Raw genomic sequence first — 21,260 nt, forward strand, 5'->3', positions numbered from 1 at the left:
CCGTCACCGACGTCGACGCGGGCGACGTCAACTTCCATTTCAAGGTGGACGAGCAGCCGCAGCCAAAAAGCTAGCGGGAGGCCTTCTTTCGTTCGATGTCGGCCAGCGCGGCGGCCAGCTCGGCCCGCTGCGCGGCCGAACTCTCCCAGGACAGCTGACGATTCTTGACCACCTTGGCCGGTGCGCCGACCGCGATCGAGTAGTCCGGGATGACACCGCGGACCACCGCGTGCGAGCCGAGCACGCAGCCGCGCCCGATGGAGGTGCCGCGCAGCACCGTCACCTTCACCCCCACCCAGGTGTCCGGCCCGATGCGGACCGGGGACTTGACGATCCCCTGGTCCTTGATCGGGACGTTGATGTCGTCCATGCGGTGGTCGAAATCGCAGACGTAGCACCAGTCGGCCATCAACACCGAATCGCCGAGCTCGATGTCCAGGTAGGCGTTGATCACGTTGTCGCGGCCCAGCACCACCTTGTCACCGAACCGCAGCGAGCCCTCGTGCGCGCGGATGGTGTTCTTGTCGCCGATGTGCACCCAGCGGCCGATCTCGAGCTGCGCGAGCTCGGGCGTGGCATGGATCTCCACGCCCTTGCCCAGAAACACCATGCCGCGGGTAATGATGTGCGGGTTGGCCAGCTTGAACTTCAGCAGCCGCCAATACCGCACCAGGTACCAGGGGGTGTAGGCGCGGTTGCGCAGCACCCATTTCAGCGAGGCCAGGGTGAGGAATTTGGCCTGGCGCGGGTCGCGCAGATTCGATCCACGCCAACGGCGATGGAGTGGAGCGCCCCACATGGTCGTCATGGCCGGACAGCCTATCGAAGCAGCCACGGGTTACCCTCACCTGTACTCGATCGCTGCTCATCGAGGCGAGTCAAGCCGACGGCCGCGGAAGGATTTGGGAAATCGAGGTGCTTGCCCGACAACTCCTCAGCCGTCTTCGGCGATGGTCATCGATGCTGCTGGCGGCGGTCGTCACGGCGGGGGCCGGCGCGTGCGGCAACACCGACTCGTGGGTGGAAGCGTCGGCCGCGCAAGGCTGGCCGGCCCAGTACGCGGACGCCGCCAACAGCGGCTACACCAGCACCGGCGGGGCCAGCAAGCTCGCGTTGCAGTGGACCCGCTCGGTCAAGGGCAGCCTGGCCGCCGGGCCGGCGCTGAGCGCCCGCGGTTACCTGGGCCTCAACGCCCAGACCCCGGCCGGCTGTTCGCTGATGGAGTGGGAGAACAACGACAACGGCCGGCAGCGCTGGTGCGTGCGGCTGGTCCAGGGCGGCGGCTTCGCCGGCCCGCTGCTCGACGGCTTCGACAACCTCTACGTCGGCCAGCCCGGGGCGTTCCTGTCGTTTCCGGTGACCCAGTGGACCCGCTGGCGCCAGCCGGTGATCGGCATGCCCACCACCCCGCGGTTCCTCGGGCACGGCCAGTTGCTGGTGGTCACGCATCTGGGACAGGTGCTGGTCTTCGACTCCCATCGCGGCCAGGTGGCCGGCAGCCCGCTGGATCTGGTGGACGGCGTCGATCCCACCGACGCGACGCGCGGGCTGGCCGATTGCGCGCCGGCCCGCCCGGATTGCCCGGTGCCGGCCGCCCCCGCCTTCTCGGCGGCCACCGGGATGGTGGTGCTCGGCGTCTGGCAGCCGGGCGCGCCCAGCGCGGGCCTGGTGGGGCTGAAGTATCACCCCGGGCAGTCCCCGCTGCTGACCCGGGAGTGGACCAGCGACGCGGTGGGCGCCGGTGTCATCGCCAGCCCGGTGCTGTCCGCGGACGGGTCGACGGTCTACGTCAACGGGCGCGACCAGCGGCTGTGGGCGCTGCGCGCGGCGGACGCGAAGGTGAAGTGGTCCGCACCGCTGGGGTTTTTGGCGCAGACGCCGCCGGCGGTCACCCCGCAGGGGCTGATCGTGGCGGGCGGCGGCCCGGACACCCGGCTGGCGGCGTTCCGGGACGCCGGCGACCACGCCGACCAGGTGTGGCGCCGCGACGACCTGATCCCGCTGTCGTCGTCCAGCCTGGCGGGTGTCGGCTACACGGTGGTCAGCGGGCCCCCGGCCAACGGCGCGCCGGGGATGTCGGTGCTGGTCTTCGATCCCGGTGACGGTCACACGCTGAACAGCTATCCGCTGCCGGCGGCGACCGGCTATCCGCTGGGCGTTTCGGTCGGCACCGATCGCCGGGTGGTGGCCGCGATCAGCGACGGCCAGGTTTACGGTTTCGCACCGGCCTGAGCCGGCCATACTGTTGGCGTGCCGATCGACGACCCAACGACCAGCCCCCGGACCGGTGACGTCGCCACCACCAACACCGCCGACCTGGTGGCCACGCTGGTGTTGCTGGTCGTGCACGGCGGCCTGTTCGCGGCGACCTACGTGCTGCTGGGACTGCTGGTGATGAGCACCGACCCGTGCGGCTACCAAAAGTGCGGCGACCCCGCCTGGATCGACCGGGCCATGAACCTGAACATCTGGGCCGGCGCCGCCCTGCTGGTCCTCGACATCGCGGTCGCGGTGGTCTTGCTGGTGCGCCGCAAGCGGGCGTTTTTCGTCCCGATCATCGGCTGCCTGGCGCAGGTGGCGTTGGCGGTCGCCGCCGCGGCGATGGAGCTGCGGGCCGGACCGGTCTGAGCCGGTTAGATCGCCAGCGGTGGGATCGCGTTGCGGGGCACCTGGGCCTGCACTGGCCCGCCGAACGCCGGCAGCATCTCGCCGGGGGCGAAGTAGAAGATCAGCTGGTCGTCGGTGATGGCGAAGTTCTGGTAGTGCGACGGGTCATGCCCGGTGGAGGGCAAAATCGCGGCGCCCAACGGGGTTTGGCGTTCCAGGTCGCGCTGCACGATCGGGAAGATCGCGTCCAGCGGGGCGGTGTTGGGCGCAAACAGATTGTCGAAGGTCAGCGGCTGCTTGGTGCCCAGGTTGTAGTTGAACGCCTTGTACCAGATCGACGACCGGGTTCCCCCGACGTCCTGGAAGAACTTGAGCACGACGCTGCGGGTGTTGTGCGGCGGCTGCCCGGCGCTGTGCTGCTCGGTGGTGGCCTCCAACTGGTAGGGCTGATCCCGCCCGCCGGAACTCTGCGCGACGTTGACGAAGCCGTCCCGGTTCTGGGTGATGTAGTCGGTCAGGGCCTGCTCGTCGGGGTAGTCGGCGGGAAACACCATGTTGATGGTGTAGTTGGGCCCGGCGGCGCGCAGCCGGCACATCTGCCCGTCCTCAAGGCTGCCGCCGAGGGCGGCGCACGACGGGGGCTCGGCGGCGGCCGGCCAGCCCAACAAGACCGCCGGCGCGAGCAACGCAGCGGCTAGCAGATAACGCATCGTGGATTTGTCCTCGCAGACGTGCCAGGGCGGGGGCGGCGGAAATGGGACCGCCGCCAGCGTACCCGGGCGCTACCGGGAGGGTTGGCAGACGAACGCCGTCACCTGCCCGGAGGTCCGCGCGCCGATCCGGGTGATCACCACCGACAGCGGGCGACTCCCGCGCAGCCGCATCCGTTTGCGCAGCGCGTCGGGGTCCACCCGCACCCCACGCACCAATACCTCCAGCGCCCCGCAGTCCGAGGCCGTCAAAGCCTGCCGAAGCCGTCGTTCGTCGAAGGCCAGCTGCTCGAGCACCCGCAACCCGCGCACGGTCGCGGGCAGCTGATCGCCGGAGAGGTAGGCGATGTCGGGGTCGAGCTGCCACAGCCCGTGCCGGGCGCCGTAGTGGCGCACCAGCCCGGCCCGCACCACGGCGCCGTCCGGGTCGACGATCCAGCGCCCCACCGGGCGCACCGGGCAGTCGTCCGGGTCAGTGTCGGTGATCTGTTCGCCGCGATCGAGCACCGTCGCCCGCCGCCGCACCCCGGACTGGGTCAACCCCGCCGACCACAGGCACGCCTCCCGGACCGAACCGCGATACGACGTCACCTCGATCTCCCCGGCGAAGCCGAGCCGTCGCACCTGTTCGAAATCGATTCCGGGAGCACACTTTACGACGAAATCCCGGCCGCGGTAGCTGTCCAGCAGCGGGCTGAGGGCGGGCTGGTAGTCATCGATGCGCAACCGCCGCCGACCGTCAACGCGTCGCGCGGGGTCGACGATGAGCACCGCGTCGCGGGTGACCGGGTGCAGCGCGTCGGCGCGGCACAGCCAGGCCGCCGAGCCGATGTTGTGGCGCGCCATCGCCAGCCGCACCGGATCGATGTCGCTGCCCACCGCCGTCACCCCACGGGCGCGCAGCGCGGCCAGTTCGGTGCCGATCGAACAGGTCACGTCGTGCACAACGAGGCCCGGCCCGGCCAGCCGCCCGGCCCGGTGCACCGCCACCGGCGCCGCGGTGGCCTGCTGCAACGCCTCGTCGGTGAACAGCCAGTCCGACGCGCCTAGCTCGCCCAGTTTCTCCGAGGCGCGGCGGCGCAACAGCACGGTCTCCACCAGCAGCGGGGTCCGCTCGCCGAATCGGGCGCGGGCGGCGGCGATGTCAGCGATCCGGGTCGCGTCGCTCAGCTCGAGTTCGGCGACGGCCGCCAGGGCGTCCACACCCGCGTCGGACCGCAGGTAGGCGACGTCGGGGAGGCTGAACACTCAGGTGGGTTTGACCCCGGTCACCATCACGTTGTAGAACCAGCCCTTCGGGACGACGCGGCGCCAGATGTTGGCGTCCACCCAGCTCAACGTCTTCCAGCCGTTGAACGCGAATTTCGCCCAGCCCCAGCCCAGCCGCCCGGGCGGCACCGAGGCCTCGAAGGTGCGCACCGGCCAGCCGAACATCGCGGCGGTGAACTCCTCGCTGACGGTGCGCACCTCGGTGGCGCCGGCGTTGGCCGCCATCCGCTCCAGGTCGCCGGGGGTGAAGGTGTGCAGGTCGACGATGGCCTCCAGCGCGGCGGCCCGGGAGGATTCGTCGAGTTCGGCCTGCGGGCGCCGCCAGCTGCCCAGCCCGGGAAGCTTGGTGACGTTGGTGGCGATCCGCCAGGTCAGCGTGGACAGCTCGCGGGCGTAGACGTCGCCGGCGCTGGTCGGCTCGCCGGCGAAGACGAACCGGCCGCCCGGGCGCAGCACCCGGATCACCTCCCGCAGCGACAGCTCGACATCGGGGATGTGGTGCAGCACGGCGTGGCCGACGACCAGGTCGAAGGTGTCGTCCTCGTAGGGGATGCCCTCGGCGTCGGCGACCCGGCCGTCGATGTCCAGGCCCAGCGACTGCCCGTTGCGGGTGGCGACCTTGACCATGCCCGGCGACAGGTCGGTCACCGACCCGCGCCGCGCCACCCCGGACTGGATCAGGTTGAGCAGGAAAAACCCTGTGCCACAACCCAATTCGAGTGCCCGGTCGTAGGGCAGCTCGCGCAGCACGTGCTCGGGGACGATGGCGTCGAAGCGGCCGCGCGCGTAGTCGATGCAGCGCTGGTCATAGGAGATCGACCACTTCTCGTCGTAGGTCTCGGCTTCCCAGTCGTGGTAGAGCACCTGGGCCAGCTTGCTGTCGTGCCGGGCGGCTTCCACCTGTTCGGCGGTGGCGTGCGGCGTCGGAACGGCGTCGGTCGATCTGGTCATGAAGGGCAAGCCTAACCGCCGTGCGGATCCGCCCCCGCGTCGCCGCCCTGACCAGCGGAGAACACCTCCACGTAGCGCCGCTGTTCGGCGGCGAGCCGCTCGGCGCGGGGCAGCTCGAACACGGCGTCGACACCGGCCTTGGCGGCGGCCAGCGCGTGCCGCGGGCCGTCCAGAAACCGGCGCGCCCACGCCGCGGCGGCGTCGTACACGTCGTCGGGGGCCACCATTTCGTCGATCAGCCCCAGCGCCAGGGCCTCCTCGGCGTCGAAGAACCGGCCGCTGAACACCAGCTCCTTGGCCTTGCTCGCGCCGGCCACCCGGGTCAGGCGGGCCAGCGCGTCACCGCCGGGCACCAGGCCGGCCAGGATCTCGGTCGCGCCGAATTTGACGTTGTCGCCGCTGATCCGCCAGTCGGCGGCCAGCGCCAGGGTGAGCCCGGCGCCCAACGCGTAGCCGGTGATCGCGGCCACGGTCGGCTTGGGGATGGCCGCCACGGCGTCGATGGCGTCGCGGCGGACCCGGGCCGCGGTCTCGGCCTCGGCGCCGCGCAGCGTGCGCAGCTCGGGCATGTCGTCGCCGGCGGAGAAGATCTCGTGGCCGCCGAACAGGATCACCGCGGCCACGTCGTCGCGCCGCCCGAGCTCGTCGGCCGCCGCGATCACCTCGCGGTACACCTGGCGGCTCAACGCGTTGGTCGGCGGGCGCGACACCAACAACATCGCCAGCCCGGCGTCCCGGGAGCCGTCGCTGACCACGACGCTGACGAACTCGTTCAATGCCGCCACCCCAGCCCGCCGGCCTCCCGCGCCCGGTGGTAGCGGTCGGAGTCGAAGAACTCGAACACCCAGTTGTCGCCCCGGATCTCCACATGCGGCTGCACCGGAGCGATCTGGCGCTGCACCGCCAGCACGTCCGCGACGGTCCGCCCGGCCAACGAGTCCAGCTGTGTCCACGTCGGCGGCAGCAGGAAGCTGCGGCCGGCCGAGAAGTCCTCGAGCGCGGCCTCCGGCGTCGTCCAGCCCGCCCGGTCGGATTCGGTGTTCTGCCCGTCGGCGCGCTGACCCTGCGGCAGGGCCCCGACGAAGAAGTAGGTGTCGTAGCGGCGGGTGCGCTCGGCCTCCGGGGTGACCCAGTTGGCCCACGGCCGCAACAGATCCGAACGCAGCTCCAGCTTTTCGGTGCGCAGGAAGTCCGCGAACGACAGCGTCCCGTCGGCCAGCGCGCGGCGGGCGTCGCGGTACACCGAGGCGTCGCCGACGATGCTGTCCGGCGCACCGGCCGGCCCGGCGAACAGTACCCCCGACTCCTCGAACGTCTCGCGGGCCGCCGCGCACACCAGCGCCTCGGCCAGGTCGGGTTCGATGCCGAAGCGCTGCGCCCACCACTGCGGCGGCGGTCCGGCCCACGCCCCCAACCCGCCCAGGTCGGCGTTGCGGTCGCGCTCGTCGACGCCGCCGCCGGGAAACACCATCACCCCGGCCGCGAACTCCATCCGGGAGTGCCGTCGCATCAGGAACACCTTCAGGCCGGTTGGGGCTTCGCGGACCAGCATCACGGTGGCCGCAGGCCGCGGGACGAGCGGGGCTTCCTCGGGTGAGGTCATAGCTGCCTCCGGTGGGCTGCGCGGGTGCGGACGCGCCGCGCGAAGTAGCGCCCGTCGACGACGTCGAGCGCGATCGCCTGGCCGAACGCGGTGGACAGATTCTCCGAGGTGAGCACGTCGGTCAGCAGTCCGGCGGCCACCACCCGCCCCTCCGAGAGCAGCATGCAGTGACTGAAACCCGGCGGTATCTCCTCGACGTGATGGGTGACCAGCACCAGCGCGGGTGCGTCGGGGTCGGCGGCCAGGTCGGCCAGCCGCGCCACCAGCTCCTCACGGCCGCCCAGGTCCAGGCCCGCGGCGGGCTCGTCGAGCAGCAGCAGCTCGGGGTCGGTCATCAGCGCGCGGGCGATCAGCACCCGCTTGCGCTCGCCTTCGGACAGCGTCCCGTAGCTGCGGTCGGCCAGGTGCTCGGCCCCCAGGCTCTCCAGCATGTCGACGGCCCGGCGGTAGTCGACGTCCTCGTAGCGCTCCCGCCACCGGCCCAGCACCGCGTAGCCGGCCGACACGACCAGATCGCGCACCACCTCGTCGCTGGGCACCCGCTGCGCCAGCGCCGAGGAACTGAGCCCGATCCGCGACCGCAACTCCGTCACGTCGACCCGGCCCAGCCGCTCGCCGAGCACGAAAGCCACGCCCGACGAAGGGTGTTCGGCCGCCGCGGCGATCCGCAGCAGCGAGGTCTTGCCGGCCCCGTTGGGCCCGACGATCACCCACCGCTCGTCCAGTTCGACCGCCCAGTCCAGCGGCCCGACCAAGACGTTGCCGCCGCGCCGCAGCGACACGTCGCGCAACTCGATCAGCAGATCGGGGTCGGCTGCCGCACTGTCGTTTTCGGGCACCCGACCATCGTGCCGTACCGCGACGCCCGCACACCTGCCGGGTCGCCGCGATTACTCGCCGCGCTTACTCCGGCGGGATCTCCACCCGGCGCACCTCGCCGTCGATCGCGTCGGCGGCCTCGATCTCGCCGCGGGTCACCCCGAGCAGGAACAGCACCGTGTCCAGATACGGGTGGCTCAGCGACGCGTCGGCGACCTCGCGCAGCGCCGGCTTGGCGTTGAACGCGATGCCCAGCCCGGCCGCGGCCAGCATGTCGATGTCGTTGGCGCCGTCGCCCACGGCGACGGTCTGCGCCATGGGCACCCCGGCCCGCTGCGCGAATTCCCTTAGCGCCGTGGCCTTTCCGGCCCGATCGATGATCGGCCCGACCACCCGGCCGGTGAGTGTGCCGTCCACGATCTCCAGCTCATTGGCCGCCACGTAGTCCAGCATCAGCTCCTCGGCCAGCGGCTCGATGATCCGGCGGAAGCCCCCCGACACCACGCCGCAGGCATACCCCAGCCGGCGCAGCGTGCGCAGCGTGGTCCGGGCGCCGGGCATCAGCTCCAGCTGGCCGGCCACCTCGTCGATCACCGTGGCGGGCAGGCCGGCGAGCGTGGCCACCCGCTGCTGCAGCGACTGCGCGAAGTCCAGCTCGCCACGCATCGCGGCGTCGGTGATCGCGGCGACCTGGCCCTCGGCGCCCGCCTTGGCCGCCAGCATCTCGATGACCTCGCCCTGCACCAGCGTCGAGTCCACGTCGAACACGATGAGCCGCTTGGCCCGCCGTTCCAGGGTGTAGTCCTCGACGGCGACGTCGACGTGCTCCTCGCTGGACACCCGGTTCAGCGCGGTGCGCAGCGCCCCGTCGGCCCCCGGCGGCACCGAGACCCGCAGCTCCAGCCCGATCACCGGATAGTCGGACACGCCGCGGATCAGGTCGATGTTGACGCCCAGCGCGGCCACCTCGCGGGCCACCGCGCCGAACGCGGCCGCGGTGATGGGCCGGCCCAGCACGAAGATGGTGTGCGTCGAGGGCTCCCGGATGATCGGCACATCGTCGCTGCGTTCGATGCTGACGTCCAGGCCGACCTTGCGGATGGCCGCCTCCACGTCGTGGCGCAGCGCGGGCCCGTCGGCGACGTCGGCGGGGCAGCACACCAGCACCCCCAGCGTCAGCCGGTGCCGGATCACCACCTGTTCGACGTTGAGCAGCTCGACCCCGTGCCCCGACAGCACCTCGAACAGGGTCGCCGTCACGCCCGGCTGGTCCACGCCGGTGACGGTGATCAGCACCGACACCTTGGGTGGTGAGTTCACGCCCGGCAGCCGCCCGTCAGGCCATCAGCTGCGAACCTGGACGTCGTCCAGCCGGGTGACGTCCTTGTCCGCCGGGCCGTGCGCGCGACCCACGTGCGCCTCGGCGCGCAGCCGTTCCACCATGTGCGGGTAGTGCAACTCGAATGCCGGCCGCTCCGAACGGATTCGGGGCAGCTCGGTGAAGTTGTGCCGCGGCGGCGGGCAGCTGGTCGCCCACTCCAGCGAGTTGCCGTAACCCCACGGGTCGTCGACGGTGACGACCTCGCCGTAGCGCCAGCTCTTGAAGACGTTCCAGACGAACGGGAACATCGAGGCGCCCAGGATGAACGCCCCGACGGTGGAGGCGACGTTGTAGGGCTGGAAGCCGTCGCTGGGCAGGTAGTCGGCGTAGCGGCGCGGCATGCCCAAATCGCCCAGCCAGTGCTGCACCAGGAAGGTGGTGTGGAACCCGATGAACGTCAACCAGAAGTGCAGCTTGCCCAGCCGCTCGTCGAGCAGGCGGCCGGTCATCTTCGGGAACCAGAAGTAGACCCCCGCGAAGGTGGCGAACACGATGGTGCCGAACAGCACGTAGTGGAAGTGCGCGACCACGAAATAGGTGTCGGTGACGTGGAAGTCCAGCGGCGGGCTGGCCAGCATCACGCCGGTCAGACCACCCAGCAGGAAGGTGAGCAGGAAGCCGACGCAGAACAGCATCGGCGTCTCAAATGTCAACTGCCCCTTCCACATCGTGCCGATCCAGTTGAAGAACTTGATCCCGGTCGGCACCGCGATCAGGTACGTCATGAACGAAAAGAACGGCAGCAGAACGGCTCCGGTGGCGAACATGTGGTGCGCCCACACCGCGACCGACAGCGCCGCGATCGACAGCGTCGCGTACACCAGCGTGGTGTAGCCGAACACCGGCTTGCGCGCGAACACCGGGATGATCTCGGTGATGATCCCGAAGAACGGCAACGCGATGATGTACACCTCGGGATGGCCGAAGAACCAGAACAGGTGCTGCCACAACAGAACTCCGCCGTTGGCGGCGTCGTAGACATGGGCGCCCAGATGGCGGTCGGCGGCCAGCCCGAACAGCGCCGCGGTCAGGATCGGGAAGGCGATCAGGATCAGGATGGAGGTCACCAGGATGTTCCAGGTGAAGATCGGCATCCGGAACATCGTCATGCCGGGCGCGCGCATGCAGACCACGGTGGTGATCATGTTGACCGCACCCAGGATGGTGCCCAGACCGGCGACGATCAGGCCGGTGATCCACAGGTCTCCCCCGGCGCCGGGCGAGTGCACGGCGTCAGACAGCGGGGTGTAGGCGGTCCAGCCGAAGTCGGCGGCCCCGCCCGGCACGATGAAGCCGGACGCCGCGATCAGCCCGCCGAACAGGAACAGCCAGAACGAGAAGGCGTTGAGCCGCGGGAAGGCCACGTCGGGCGCGCCGATCTGCAGCGGCAGCACCAGGTTGGCGAAACCGAACACCACCGGGGTGGCGTACAGCAGCAGCATGATCGTGCCGTGCATGGTGAACAGCTGGTTGAACTGCTCGTTCGACAGGAACTGCAGCCCGGGCGCGGCCAGCTCGGTGCGCATCAGCAACGCCATCAGCCCGCCGATGAAGAAGAAGGCGAAGCAGGTGACGGTGTACATGATGCCGATCATCTTGTGATCGGTCGTCGTGATCAGTTTGTAGACGAGGTTCCCTTTGGGACCGGTGCGGTCCGGGTACGGACGAACGGCCTCGAGTTCTCCCAAGGGGGGCGCTTCGGCTGTCAACAGCTTCTCCAAACATCCGGATCGGACACTGGCCCAACATCACTATTCCAACGAATCTTAGCCGTCGATCATGACGACGTCAGGGCTGGTCCTACAAACTGTCGTAAACGGCTGACCGGCGCGGCAGGTCTGTCGGCGCGGCGGGACCACGCTGGCCGGATGTTAGCGTCTGAGCCGTGTTGTTCGGCGTGATCAGGCCGGCCCGGCTGGCCGCGGTGACGGCGGCGCTGGTGGTGGCGTGCGGCGGCTGCGGATCCGACAGGCCCGCCGCGACGACGACGCGTTCGCTGGTCACTCCCACCACCCAGATCGCCGGCGCCGGGGTGCTGGGCAACGACCGCCGGCCCGACGAGTCGTGCGCCCGCGACGCCGCCGAGGCCGATCCGGGTCCGGCGAAGCGGCAGGTCCACAACGCGCCCGGCGGCGACCCGGCGCCCGTGCAGGTGTCCGCCGATCCGCAGCGCATCGTGGTGCTCGCCGGTGACCAGCTCGACGCGCTGTGCGCGCTGGGTCTGCAGTCGCGGGTGGTCGGCGCCGCCCTGCCGGACGGCGCCTCGGGCCAGCCCGCCTACCTCGGCGGCGCCGTGCGCGGCGTGCCCGGCGTGGGCAGCCGATCGCACCCCGACGTGAAGGCCATCGCGGCGGCCCACCCCGATCTCATCCTGGGCTCGCAGGGGCTGACGCCCGCGTTGTACCCGCAGCTGGCCGCGATCGCCCCCACGGTGTTCACCGCGGCGCCGGGCGCGGCGTGGCGGGACAACCTGCGCGCCGTCGGCGCCGCCACCGCCCGCGCCGGCGCGGTCGACGGGCTGCTCAGCGGCTTTTCGCAACGGGCCGGCGACGTGGGCGCACGCCATGACGCCTCCCATTTCCAGGCGTCGATCGTGCAGTTGACGACCGGCAGCATCCGGGTGTTCGGCGCCAACAACTTCCCGGCCAGCGTGCTGGGCGCGGTCGGGGTGGACCGGCCGGCCGCCCAGCGGTTCACGGACAAGCCCTATCTCGAGATCGGCGCCACCGACGCGGACCTGGCCAAGAATCCGGACCTCTCGGTCGCCGACGCCGACGTCGTCTACCTGTCCTGCGCCACGCCGGCCGCGGCCGACCGGGCCGCCACCGTCCTGGACAGCGGCCCGTGGCGCAAGCTGTCCGCCAATCGCGACAACCGCGTCTACGTCGTCAACGACGAGATCTGGCAGACCGGCCAGGGCCTGATCGCGGCCCGCGGCATCGTCGACGACCTGCGGCTGGTGAACGCCCCGATCAACTGAGCCGCCGGCGGGTATCCCCCACGCGACAACGTGATCTTCGCCGCGCCGGTTGGCGCCAGAACCATTACCTTAGCTAAACTTTTTGGGAAAGCACGGCTGGAAGAGGGACATTCATGAGCACCGTTTCGGCGTACGCCGCCACGTCGGCGACCGAACCATTGACCAAGACCACCATCGAGCGGCGCGACCCCGGCCCGCGCGACGTGGCCATCGACATCAAGTTCGCCGGCATCTGCCACTCCGACATCCACACCGCGAAAGGTGAATGGGGCCACACGAATTACCCGGTGGTGGTGGGCCACGAGATCGCCGGCGTCGTCACCGAGGTGGGCGCAGAGGTCACCAAGTACAAGGTGGGCGACCACGTCGGCGTGGGCTGCATGGTGAACTCCTGCCGGCAGTGCAGCAGCTGTACGGCCGGGCTGGAGCAGTACTGCAAGCGCGGCGCGACCTTCACCTACAACTCGATCGACAGGGACGGCTCGGTCACCCAGGGCGGCTACAGCCAGGCGATCGTGGTCGACGAGGACTTCGTCGTGCGCATCCCCGACTCGCTGCCGCTGGACAAGGCGGCCCCGCTGCTGTGCGCGGGCATCACGCTGTTCTCGCCGCTGCGGCACTGGAAGGCCGGGCCCGGCACCCGGTTGGCGATCGTCGGCCTGGGCGGCCTGGGGCACATGGGCGTCAAGCTGGGTGCGGCGATGGGCGCCGAGGTGACGGTGCTGTCGCAGTCGCTGAAGAAGATGGAGGACGGGCTGCGGCTGGGCGCCAAGCACTACCACGCCACCGCCGACCCCGACACCTTCACGAAGCTGCGCGGCAGCTTCGACCTGATGCTCAACACCGTGTCGGCGAACCTCAAGCTCAACGACTATCTGAGCCTGCTCGACGTCGACGGCACGCTGGTCGAGCTGGGCATCCCCGAGCACCCGATGGAGGTGGGCGCGTTCCCGCTGGCGCTGGCGCGGCGCAGCCTGTCCGGGTCGAACATCGGCGGCATCGCCGAGACCCAGGAGATGCTGGACTTCTGCGCCGAGCACAACGTGACGCCGGAGATCGAGCTGATCGAGCCCGACTACATCAACGAGGCCTACGAGCGCGTGCTGGCCAGCGACGTGCGCTACCGCTTCGTCATCGACATCTCGAAGCTGTGAGGCTATGAGCCTATGAGGCGACCCCCGGTGCCTGACCTCGCGCCGCGATCTCGGCGGACTCGGCGAAGTCATCACCGGGGATCACCTCGCTGACGTCGATGCCGGCCAGCGGCCAGCCCGCGGCGGCCAGCCTGGCGGCGACCCGAATGATGTTCTCCGGCCCGGCGTCGTAATGCGTCATGCCGGAGATGAATTCGGCGATCTCGTCGCGGTTGATCACACCGTCGGCGATCGCCGGGGATCCGTCCTTGGTGATTTCGCGCACCACCTCGGCGATCTGCTCCTCGGTCAGCGGCGTGCTGCGCAGCAGCGCCAGCAGCGGCACCCGGTCCGGCCCGGGGACACCCTCGGGGTAGCCGGCCCGCAGCCAGCGCAGCACTGAGCGGCAGAAGTTGACGGTCTGGGAGGCGGCGGTATTCGTCACCCCACCAGTGTCAGGGCAGCGGTGTCACCGACGCCAGCGGGCCGTGCCGCCATACCCACAATTCATGCGCCGTTCAGCTGCTAGAAGTCCCAGTCCTCATCCTCGGTGACGACGGCCTTGCCGATCACGTAGGACGAGCCCGAGCCGGAGAAGAAGTCGTGGTTCTCGTCGGCGTTGGGCGACAGCGCCGACAGGATCGCCGGGTTCACGTCGGTCTCGTCGCGCGGGAACAGCGCCTCGTAGCCGAGGTTCATCAGCGCCTTGTTGGCGTTGTAGCGCAGGAACTTCTTGACGTCCTCGGTCAGCCCCACCTCGTCGTAGAGATCCTGCGTGTACTCCACCTCGTTGTCGTAGAGCTCGAACAGCAATTCGTACGTATAGTCCTTGAGCTCTTGACGTTTGGCGTCGTCGACCAGCGCCAGGCCGCGCTGGTACTTGTAGCCGATGTAGTAGCCGTGCACGGCCTCGTCGCGGATGATCAGCCGGATCATGTCGGCGGTGTTGGTCAGCTTGGCCCGGCTCGACCAGTACATCGGCAGGTAGAAGCCGGAGTAGAACAGGAAGCTCTCCAGCAGCGTGGAGGCGACCTTGCGCTTGAGCGGCTCGTCGCCCTTGTAGTACTGCATCACGATCTCGGCCTTGCGCTGCAGGTTGGGGTTCTCCTCCGACCAGCGGAACGCGTCATCGATCTCGGCGGTCGAACACAGTGTGGAGAAGATGTTGCTGTAGCTGCGCGCGTGCACCGACTCCATGAAGGCGATGTTGGTGTAGACGGCCTCCTCGTGCGGGGTCAGCGCATCGGGGATTAGGCTGACCGCGCCGACCGTGCCCTGGATGGTGTCCAGCAGCGTCAGGCCGGTGAACACCCGCATGGTCATCTGCTTCTCGTGGGCGGTCAGGGTGGCCCACGACTGCAGGTCGTTGGACACCGGCACCTTCTCGGGCAGCCAGAAGTTGCCGGTCAGGCGGTCCCACACCTCGGCGTCCTTGTCGTCTTGCAGCCGGTTCCAGTTGATCGCCGAAAGGCGGTCAATCAGCTTCATGTTTTCGCTCACCAGAACCCCACTTCACGCGCCGTAGTGCCGGAGGACGTCAGGCTCCAAACACTACCCCTGGGGTACGACAACGCGGTGCAACACAAGAAGTTGTGTTTGCGTGTCGCCGACGCCGTTCGATCGTTTCCCCTCCAGTATGCGGCGCGCGTGATGTACCATCTGGTACATGTTTACCGAGGACAGCGTCGAGATCGACGCGCCGCCGCGGTTGGTTTGGGACGTCTTCACCGACGTCGAGCGCTGGCCGGAGTGGACGGCGTCGGTGACGTCGCTGACCGGCCTGGACGGGCCCGCCCTGGCCGTCGGCCGACGGTTCGCCATCAAGCAACCCGGCATGGCCAAGCTGGTCTGGCAGGTCACCGAGCTCATACCCGGCGCGTCGTGGACCTGGGTGCAGCGCTCCCCCGGCGCGCGGGTCGCCGCCACCCATCACGTCAGCGCGCGACCCGGAGGCGGTACCCTGGTGCGCCAGCAGCTGGATCAGCGCGGCGCGCTCGGCGCCCTGGTGGGCCGGCTGATGGCCAAGAAGACCAAGCGCTTTCTGGCGCTCGAAGCCCGGGGCCTCAAGGCCCGGGCCGAGCTACTCAGCCGCGCCGATGGCGCGCACCCCTGACCTGCAGCGGCGCCGGGAACTGCTCGATGGCCTGATCGCCGAGTTCGCCGCCGGCGGCATCGGCGACCGATCGCTGCGCCGGGTGGCCGAGGCCGTCGGCACCAGTCATCGAATGCTGTTGCACCACTTCGGATCCCGGGAAGGCCTGCTGCTGGCGATCGTCGAGGAGGTGGAGCACCGGCAGATGCGGGTGCTGACCGAACTGCCCCGCGAGCCGGCCGAGGGCTTCGCCGCGATGTGGGCCGATCTGCGCCGACCCGAGCTGCGCGAATTCGAGCGCCTCTTCTTCGAGTGCTACTCGCGCGCCGCCCAGGGCGAAAAGCCTTTCGCCCGAATGCTTCCCGACGCCGTCGACGACTGGCTGCGGCAAGCCGAAAGCCACGCCGGGGCGCCGTTCGACCCGGCGACGGCGCGACTCGGCCTGGCCGTCATCCGCGGCCTGCTGCTGGATCTGGTGGCCACCGGCGACGAGGCCGGCGTGGACGCGGCCGCCCGGGCGTTCGTCAACCTGTTAAACGCCGGCGCGTGAGCCGATCCCGTAGAACTGGTACTCCTGCGGTTTGACCGCCCGGGTCGCCCGCCAGTACTCCCAGGTGTAGCCGCCCCAGAGCACGGTGTTCTTGCCGTGCTCGTCCAGATACCAACTGCTGCAGCCGCCGCTGTTCCACACCGACGGGCCCAGCCGGCGCTGCAGCTCGTCGTTGAACCTGTCCTGCGCGGCCCGGGTCGGCGCCAGCGCCTGGGCGCCCAGCTTGTCGCAGGTGGCGATCGCGTCTGCGACGTAACGGATTTGGGATTCGATCATGAACACCACGGAGTTGTGCCCCAGCCCGGTGTTGGGACCCAGCAGAAAGAACAGGTTGGGCACGTCGGCCACGGTGATGCCGCGGTGCGCGCCGATACCCTCGCGGTTCCAGCGGTCCACCAGATCCTCGCCGTGCAGTCCCTTGATCTGGACGTAGGTGTAGGAGTCGGTGACGTGAAAACCGGTGGCGTACACGATGACATCGACCGGGCGGTGCGTTCCGTCGGCGGTGACGATGCCGTCGGGCGTGATCCGCGCGATGTGATCGGTGACCAGTTCGGTCTTGGGGTCGGCGACCGCGCTGTAATAGGTGGAGGAGTTCAGGATTCGCTTGCAGCCGATCCGGTAGTGCGGAGTCAGCTTGCGCCGCAACTCCTTGTCCTTGACCGAGCGGCGAATGTTGTATTTCGCGTAGGCCTCGATGACCTTGAGCAGGTTCGGCCGCTTGGTCATGCCGAACGCCAGGGCCTCCTGCCCCCAGTAGATGGCCAGGCGCACCAGCGCGCGCAGCCCGGGCACGTTCTCCATGGCGGCGCGCACGGCCGGCGGGATCTCCGGGTTGGACCGCGGCACCACCCACGGCGGAGTGCGTTGGTAGAGCTGAAGTTCGGCGACCTGGCCGACGATCTCCGGCACGATCTGGATGGCGCTGGCGCCGGTGCCGATCACCGCGACCCGCTTGCCGGTCAGGTCGACGGTGTGGTCCCACTCGGCGGAATGGAAAGCGGGACCGGCGAATTCGTCGCGCCCCTCGATGTCGGGCAGCGACGGGATGTGCAGCGCGCCGGCGCCCGAGATCAAAAACTGCGCGACGTATTCGCGCCCGTCGGTGGTGAACACGTGCCAGCGGTGCTCGTCGTCGTCCCAGTGGGCGCGATCCACCAGCGAGTTGAACTCGATGTAGCGGCGCAGGCCGTACTTCTCGGTGACGCCCTTGAGGTAGTCCCAGATCTCCGGCTGGTAGGAGAACGGGTTCTTCCAGTCGGGCTTGGGCTCGAACGAGAACGAGTAGAGGTGCGACGGGATGTCGCAGGCGCAGCCGGGATAGCTGTTGTCTCGCCAGGTGCCGCCGATGTCGTCGGCCTTTTCCAGGATGACGAAGCCCACGCCCTGTTTCTGCAGCGCGATCGCCATCCCCAGGCCGGAGAACCCGGTGCCGATGATGACGGCGCGGGTATGCACCGGCTTGGCGGCCTTGGCCGCCGGGGTGGGCGCGGTTTCGGTGTGTGTCACGACGTCGGTCACGGTCGTTCGGTCCTTCTATCCAGGCCTGTCTCAGGTCGGCGCTCGCTGGCATCGTCGGCCGTAGCCACCCCGCTGGCGCAGATACCCGGTACCCAGGGTATCGGTTTGGACGAGTTTTATCGATATGCCCCGGCGCTGTCAACGCCGGGGGGCGGCTCAGCTCACCGCGGGCTTTCTCACCACGGCGTCGTGAATCGGCTGGTCAGGGTTCATGGTGATGCCCAGCGTCTCCGCGGTGCCGATGATCACCGCCATCATGATGGTGCTCAGGTGCGCGACGAACTGGGCCCGCGACATCAGCCGCGGGCTGTCCGGTTCGGGGCCCAGCCACCACTCGGTGGCCGAGGCCGCCGACCCGAAGGCGGCATGGGCGGCCAACTCGACGGCCGCGTGGTCCAGCTCCATCTCGCGCAGCTCGTTGTCGAACAGGTCGGCCATGGCCAGGGTGATCTCGCGGCCCTCGTTGAGGATGGTGACCGTCGACTGGGGGGTGCCCGTCGAGCGCCCCTGAATGAACACCCGCAGCACATTGGGATGCTTGTCGACCAGGGTGACGTACTCCTCGACGCTGCGCCGGATCACCTCGCGCGCCGAGTCGGTCTTCAGGTCGATGGACGGGAAGATCGCCGTCCACAGCATGTCGCGCAGCCGCTCGCCGATGGCCTGGAACAGGTCGGACTTGTCGTGGAAATGCCGGTAGATCTTGGGCTTGGCGGTGCCGGCCTCTTCGGCGATCTCGCGCACGGACAGCTCGGGTCCGAGCCGGTCGATGGCGCGAAACGCAGCGTCGACGATCTCGTTGCGGACCTTCTTGCGGTGCTCGCGCCAGCGTTCGCTGCGCGCGTCGACCTTGGCCCCCGGCTTGGTAGCCGAGTGGGGCCTGGCAGGTCGGGGCATTCTCACCACGTCAAGCACTGTACCCGGTGGCGGCTTCTGACCTGGGCAGATCGGCGCGTCCGCACCTCGCCGAACGTGCGCTGGTTGCGAAATTCGAGCCGAAAAGTCGCAACAGCTACACGTTCGGCGGGAGGGATCACAGCATGCAGGACACGCAGCCCTCGACCTCGGTTCCCTCCAGCGCCATCTGGCGCAACCGGATGTAGTAGAGCGTCTTGATGCCCTTGCGCCAGGCGTAGATCTGCGCCTTGTTGACGTCGCGGGTGGTGGCGGTGTCCTTGAAGAACAGCGTCAGGCTCAGCCCCTGGTCGACGTGCTGGGTGGCCGCGGCGTAGGTGTCGATGATCTTCTCGTAACCGATCTCGTAGGCGTCCTGGTAGTACTCCAGGTTGTCGTTGGTCATGTAGGGCGCCGGGTAGTAGACCCGCCCGATCTTGCCCTCCTTGCGGATCTCGACCTTCGACACGATCGGGTGGATCGAGCTCGTCGAGTGGTTGATGTAGGAGATCGACCCGGTCGGCGGCACCGCCTGCAGGTTCTGGTTGTAGATGCCGTGCGCCTGCACCGACTCCTTCAGCCGCTTCCAGTCGTCCTGGGTGGGGATGCGGATGCCGGCGTCGGCGAAGAGCTGGCGCACCTTCTCGGTCGCGGGCTCCCACACCTGCTCGGTGTACTTGTCGAAGAACTCCCCCGACGCGTACTTGGAGCGCTCGAAACCCTTGAAGTGCGTGCCGCGTTCGATCGCGATGCGGTTCGACGCGCGCAGCGCGTGATAGAGCACCGTGTAGAAGTAGATGTTGGTGAAGTCGATGCCCTCTTCGGAGCCGTAGAAGATGCCCTCGCGGGCCAGGTACCCGTGCAGGTTCATCTGCCCGAGCCCGATCGCGTGAGAATCGTTGTTGCCCTGCTCGATTGAGGGCACCGAGGTGATGTGCGTCTGGTCGCTGACGGCGGTCAGCGCCCGGATGGCCACCTCGATGGTCTGGGCGAAGTCGGGCGAGTCCATCGTCTTGGCGATGTTCAGCGAACCCAGGTTGCACGAAATGTCCTTGCCCACTTTGGCATACGACAGGTCGTCGTTGAACAACGACGGCGTGGAGACCTGCAGGATCTCCGAGCACAGGTTGGAGTGGGTGATCTTGCCGTCGATGGGATTGGCCCGGTTCACCGTGTCCTCGAACATGATGTACGGGTAGCCCGACTCGAACTGCAGCTCGGCCAGCGTCTGGAAGAACTCCCGCGCCTTGATCTTGGTCTTGCGGATGCGGGCGTCGTCGACCATCTCGTAGTACTTCTCGGTCACCGAGATGTCGGCGAACGGCAGCCCGTACACGCGTTCCACGTCGTACGGCGAGAACAGGTACATGTCCTCGTTCTTCTTCGCCAGCTCGAAGGTGATGTCGGGGATCACCACGCCCAGGCTCAGCGTCTTGATCCGGATCTTCTCGTCGGCGTTCTCGCGCTTGGTGTCCAGGAAGCGGTAGATGTCGGGGTGATGGGCGTGCAGGTACACCGCGCCGGCCCCCTGGCGCGCCCCGAGCTGGTTGGCGTAGGAGAACGAGTCCTCCAGCAGCTTCATGATGGGGATGACGCCCGAGGACTGGTTCTCGATGTTCTTGATCGGCGCGCCGTGCTCGCGAATGTTGGTCAGCAGCAACGCGACTCCGCCGCCGCGCTTGGACAGCTGCAGCGCGGAGTTGATCGAACGCCCGATGGACTCCATGTTGTCCTCGATGCGCAGCAGAAAGCAGCTCACCGGCTCGCCGCGCTGCTTCTTGCCGGAGTTCAAAAACGTCGGCGTGGCCGGCTGGAAACGGCCCTCGATGATCTCGTCGACCAGCTTCTCGGCCAGCCCGGTGTCGCCGGCGGCCAGGGTGAGCGCGACCATCACCACCCGGTCCTCGAAGCGCTCCAGGTAGCGCTTGCCGTCGAAGGTCTTCAGCGTGTAGGAGGTGTAGTACTTGAAGGCGCCCAGAAAGGTCGGGAAGCGGAACTTCTTGGCGTAGGCGCGGTCCAGCAGCGCCTTGACGAAGTTGCGCGAGTACTGGTCGAGAACCTCACGCTCGTAATAGTTTTCGCGGATCAGGTAGTCGAGTTTCTCGTCCTGATTGTGGAAGAAGACGGTGTTCTGGTTGACGTGCTGCAGAAAGTACTGGCGCGCGGCGAGGACGTCCTTGTCGAACTGGATCTTGCCGTCCGCGTCGTACAGGTTCAGCATCGCGTTCAGCGCATGGTAGTCCGTTTCGTCGGGCAAGCCATGAGCGCCGGCGGTTACAGGCTCTGCAGCGACGGTTGGTGACACGTCTGTTCCTTCCAAAATTCAGCTAAGCCCGCTCGGACGGCGTCCACGTCGTCCTGGGTTCCCATCAGTTCGAAGCGGTAGAGGTACGGAACGCCGCACTTGCGCGAGACCACGTTTCCCGCGTAGGCGAATTCGGCGCCGAAGTTGTTGTTGCCCGCGGCGATGACGCCGCGGATCAACGAACGGTTGTGCTCATTGTTCAAAAAGGCGATGACCTGTTTGGGGACATAGCCCCCGGCGTTGAGGTCGGGCGTGGCCCGCCCGCCGCCGTAGGTGGGCAGCAGCAGGACGTACGGGTGGTCCACCTCGATCCGCCCGTGCAGCGGTATCCGGATGGCCGGGATGCCCAGCTTCTGCACGAAGCGGTGGGTATTCTCCGAGACCGAGGAGAAATAGACCAGGTTGCGTCCCGTGCTGTCCATGGCAGCGCAACCTCCTTACCTGA

Annotated in this window: 21 protein-coding genes; 6 read left to right on the plus strand and 15 right to left on the minus strand. The window is 68.6% G+C overall.

Annotated features, from left to right (window positions below; genetic code table 11):
* Positions 1 to 70: 70 nt before the first annotated feature.
* Complete coding sequence (locus H7I87_RS02215) at positions 71 to 808, minus strand: acyltransferase (RefSeq protein WP_003874955.1); 738 nt, start codon at positions 806 to 808, stop codon at positions 71 to 73.
* Positions 809 to 960: 152 nt separating this feature from the next.
* Here H7I87_RS02215 and H7I87_RS02220 point away from each other — a divergent pair, with 152 nt between their 5' ends.
* Positions 961 to 2,232: an outer membrane protein assembly factor BamB family protein gene (locus tag H7I87_RS02220; protein ID WP_009978303.1), complete on the plus strand. Its 1,272-nt coding sequence runs from the start codon at positions 961 to 963 to the stop codon at positions 2,230 to 2,232.
* 18 nt (positions 2,233 to 2,250) lie between these two features.
* Entirely contained in the window at positions 2,251 to 2,628 is a 378-nt protein-coding gene (locus H7I87_RS02225) for a DUF6264 family protein (protein WP_009978304.1), read from the plus strand.
* A 5-nt stretch (positions 2,629 to 2,633) separates the two neighbouring features.
* Here the strand turns inward: H7I87_RS02225 and H7I87_RS02230 are convergent, their stop codons facing one another.
* From H7I87_RS02230 to ctaD, 8 genes are all read right to left on the minus strand, one after another.
* Entirely contained in the window at positions 2,634 to 3,317 is a 684-nt protein-coding gene (locus H7I87_RS02230; RefSeq protein ID WP_009978305.1) for an esterase, read from the minus strand.
* A gap of 72 nt (positions 3,318 to 3,389) precedes the next feature.
* Positions 3,390 to 4,565 (minus strand): class I SAM-dependent methyltransferase, encoded by a 1,176-nt coding sequence (locus tag H7I87_RS02235; RefSeq protein ID WP_023861047.1) that lies wholly within the window; start codon positions 4,563 to 4,565, stop codon positions 3,390 to 3,392.
* The gene (locus H7I87_RS02240; RefSeq protein WP_003874949.1) at positions 4,566 to 5,537 is read right to left on the minus strand and encodes a class I SAM-dependent methyltransferase; all 972 of its coding nucleotides are present in this window, start codon (positions 5,535 to 5,537) and stop codon (positions 4,566 to 4,568) included.
* 11 nt (positions 5,538 to 5,548) lie between these two features.
* Positions 5,549 to 6,313, minus strand: a complete 765-nt coding sequence (locus tag H7I87_RS02245; protein ID WP_042632829.1) for an enoyl-CoA hydratase — start codon at positions 6,311 to 6,313, stop codon at positions 5,549 to 5,551.
* Positions 6,310 to 7,140 carry an NUDIX hydrolase gene (locus H7I87_RS02250; protein ID WP_023880959.1) on the minus strand — a complete coding sequence of 277 codons (831 nt, stop codon included), beginning with the start codon at positions 7,138 to 7,140 and terminating at the stop codon, positions 6,310 to 6,312. Before H7I87_RS02250 ends, H7I87_RS02245 begins: the two co-directional genes overlap by 4 nt.
* Positions 7,137 to 7,979, minus strand: coding sequence for an ABC transporter ATP-binding protein (locus H7I87_RS02255; protein WP_011725746.1), 843 nt, complete (start codon positions 7,977 to 7,979; stop codon positions 7,137 to 7,139). Before H7I87_RS02255 ends, H7I87_RS02250 begins: the two co-directional genes overlap by 4 nt.
* A gap of 64 nt (positions 7,980 to 8,043) precedes the next feature.
* Positions 8,044 to 9,279, minus strand: a complete 1,236-nt coding sequence (gene serB, locus H7I87_RS02260; protein ID WP_011725747.1) for a phosphoserine phosphatase SerB — start codon at positions 9,277 to 9,279, stop codon at positions 8,044 to 8,046.
* Between the two features lie 24 nt (positions 9,280 to 9,303).
* Entirely contained in the window at positions 9,304 to 11,049 is a 1,746-nt protein-coding gene (gene ctaD / locus H7I87_RS02265; protein WP_003878775.1) for an aa3-type cytochrome oxidase subunit I, read from the minus strand.
* Positions 11,050 to 11,225: 176 nt separating this feature from the next.
* On the opposite strand from ctaD, the gene H7I87_RS02270 reads away from it, so the two are divergent.
* Entirely contained in the window at positions 11,226 to 12,320 is a 1,095-nt protein-coding gene (locus tag H7I87_RS02270; RefSeq protein WP_023861045.1) for an iron-siderophore ABC transporter substrate-binding protein, read from the plus strand.
* A 113-nt stretch (positions 12,321 to 12,433) separates the two neighbouring features.
* Positions 12,434 to 13,474, plus strand: a complete 1,041-nt coding sequence (locus H7I87_RS02275) for an NAD(P)-dependent alcohol dehydrogenase (protein WP_009978314.1) — start codon at positions 12,434 to 12,436, stop codon at positions 13,472 to 13,474.
* Between the two features lie 10 nt (positions 13,475 to 13,484).
* Here the strand turns inward: H7I87_RS02275 and H7I87_RS02280 are convergent, their stop codons facing one another.
* Both H7I87_RS02280 and nrdF read right to left on the minus strand, forming a co-directional pair.
* Entirely contained in the window at positions 13,485 to 13,898 is a 414-nt protein-coding gene (locus H7I87_RS02280) for a DUF3349 domain-containing protein (RefSeq protein ID WP_011725751.1), read from the minus strand.
* Between the two features lie 80 nt (positions 13,899 to 13,978).
* Complete coding sequence (gene nrdF / locus H7I87_RS02285) at positions 13,979 to 14,953, minus strand: class 1b ribonucleoside-diphosphate reductase subunit beta (protein WP_011725752.1); 975 nt, start codon at positions 14,951 to 14,953, stop codon at positions 13,979 to 13,981.
* Positions 14,954 to 15,119: 166 nt separating this feature from the next.
* Here nrdF and H7I87_RS02290 point away from each other — a divergent pair, with 166 nt between their 5' ends.
* Positions 15,120 to 15,566 carry an SRPBCC family protein gene (locus tag H7I87_RS02290; protein ID WP_009978319.1) on the plus strand — a complete coding sequence of 149 codons (447 nt, stop codon included), beginning with the start codon at positions 15,120 to 15,122 and terminating at the stop codon, positions 15,564 to 15,566.
* The gene (locus tag H7I87_RS02295; RefSeq protein WP_019732095.1) at positions 15,550 to 16,095 is read left to right on the plus strand and encodes a TetR/AcrR family transcriptional regulator; all 546 of its coding nucleotides are present in this window, start codon (positions 15,550 to 15,552) and stop codon (positions 16,093 to 16,095) included. The genes H7I87_RS02290 and H7I87_RS02295 overlap by 17 nt, the downstream gene beginning before the upstream one ends.
* Here H7I87_RS02295 and H7I87_RS02300 read toward each other — a convergent pair.
* From H7I87_RS02300 to nrdI, 4 genes are all read right to left on the minus strand, one after another.
* Positions 16,078 to 17,616: a flavin-containing monooxygenase gene (locus H7I87_RS02300; RefSeq protein WP_019732094.1), complete on the minus strand. Its 1,539-nt coding sequence runs from the start codon at positions 17,614 to 17,616 to the stop codon at positions 16,078 to 16,080. The genes H7I87_RS02295 and H7I87_RS02300 overlap by 18 nt on opposite strands.
* Before the next feature lie 156 nt (positions 17,617 to 17,772).
* Positions 17,773 to 18,513 carry a TetR/AcrR family transcriptional regulator gene (locus tag H7I87_RS02305; RefSeq protein WP_003874936.1) on the minus strand — a complete coding sequence of 247 codons (741 nt, stop codon included), beginning with the start codon at positions 18,511 to 18,513 and terminating at the stop codon, positions 17,773 to 17,775.
* Between the two features lie 136 nt (positions 18,514 to 18,649).
* On the minus strand, positions 18,650 to 20,815 hold the full coding sequence (gene nrdE, locus H7I87_RS02310; protein WP_024636978.1) for a class 1b ribonucleoside-diphosphate reductase subunit alpha: 2,166 nt from the start codon (positions 20,813 to 20,815) through the stop codon (positions 18,650 to 18,652).
* On the minus strand, positions 20,785 to 21,237 hold the full coding sequence (gene nrdI / locus H7I87_RS02315) for a class Ib ribonucleoside-diphosphate reductase assembly flavoprotein NrdI (RefSeq protein WP_003874934.1): 453 nt from the start codon (positions 21,235 to 21,237) through the stop codon (positions 20,785 to 20,787). Before nrdI ends, nrdE begins: the two co-directional genes overlap by 31 nt.
* Positions 21,238 to 21,260 lie beyond the last annotated feature (23 nt).

Source organism: Mycobacterium timonense (assembly GCF_025821985.1).
In the GTDB taxonomy this organism is placed as follows: domain Bacteria; phylum Actinomycetota; class Actinomycetes; order Mycobacteriales; family Mycobacteriaceae; genus Mycobacterium; species Mycobacterium avium.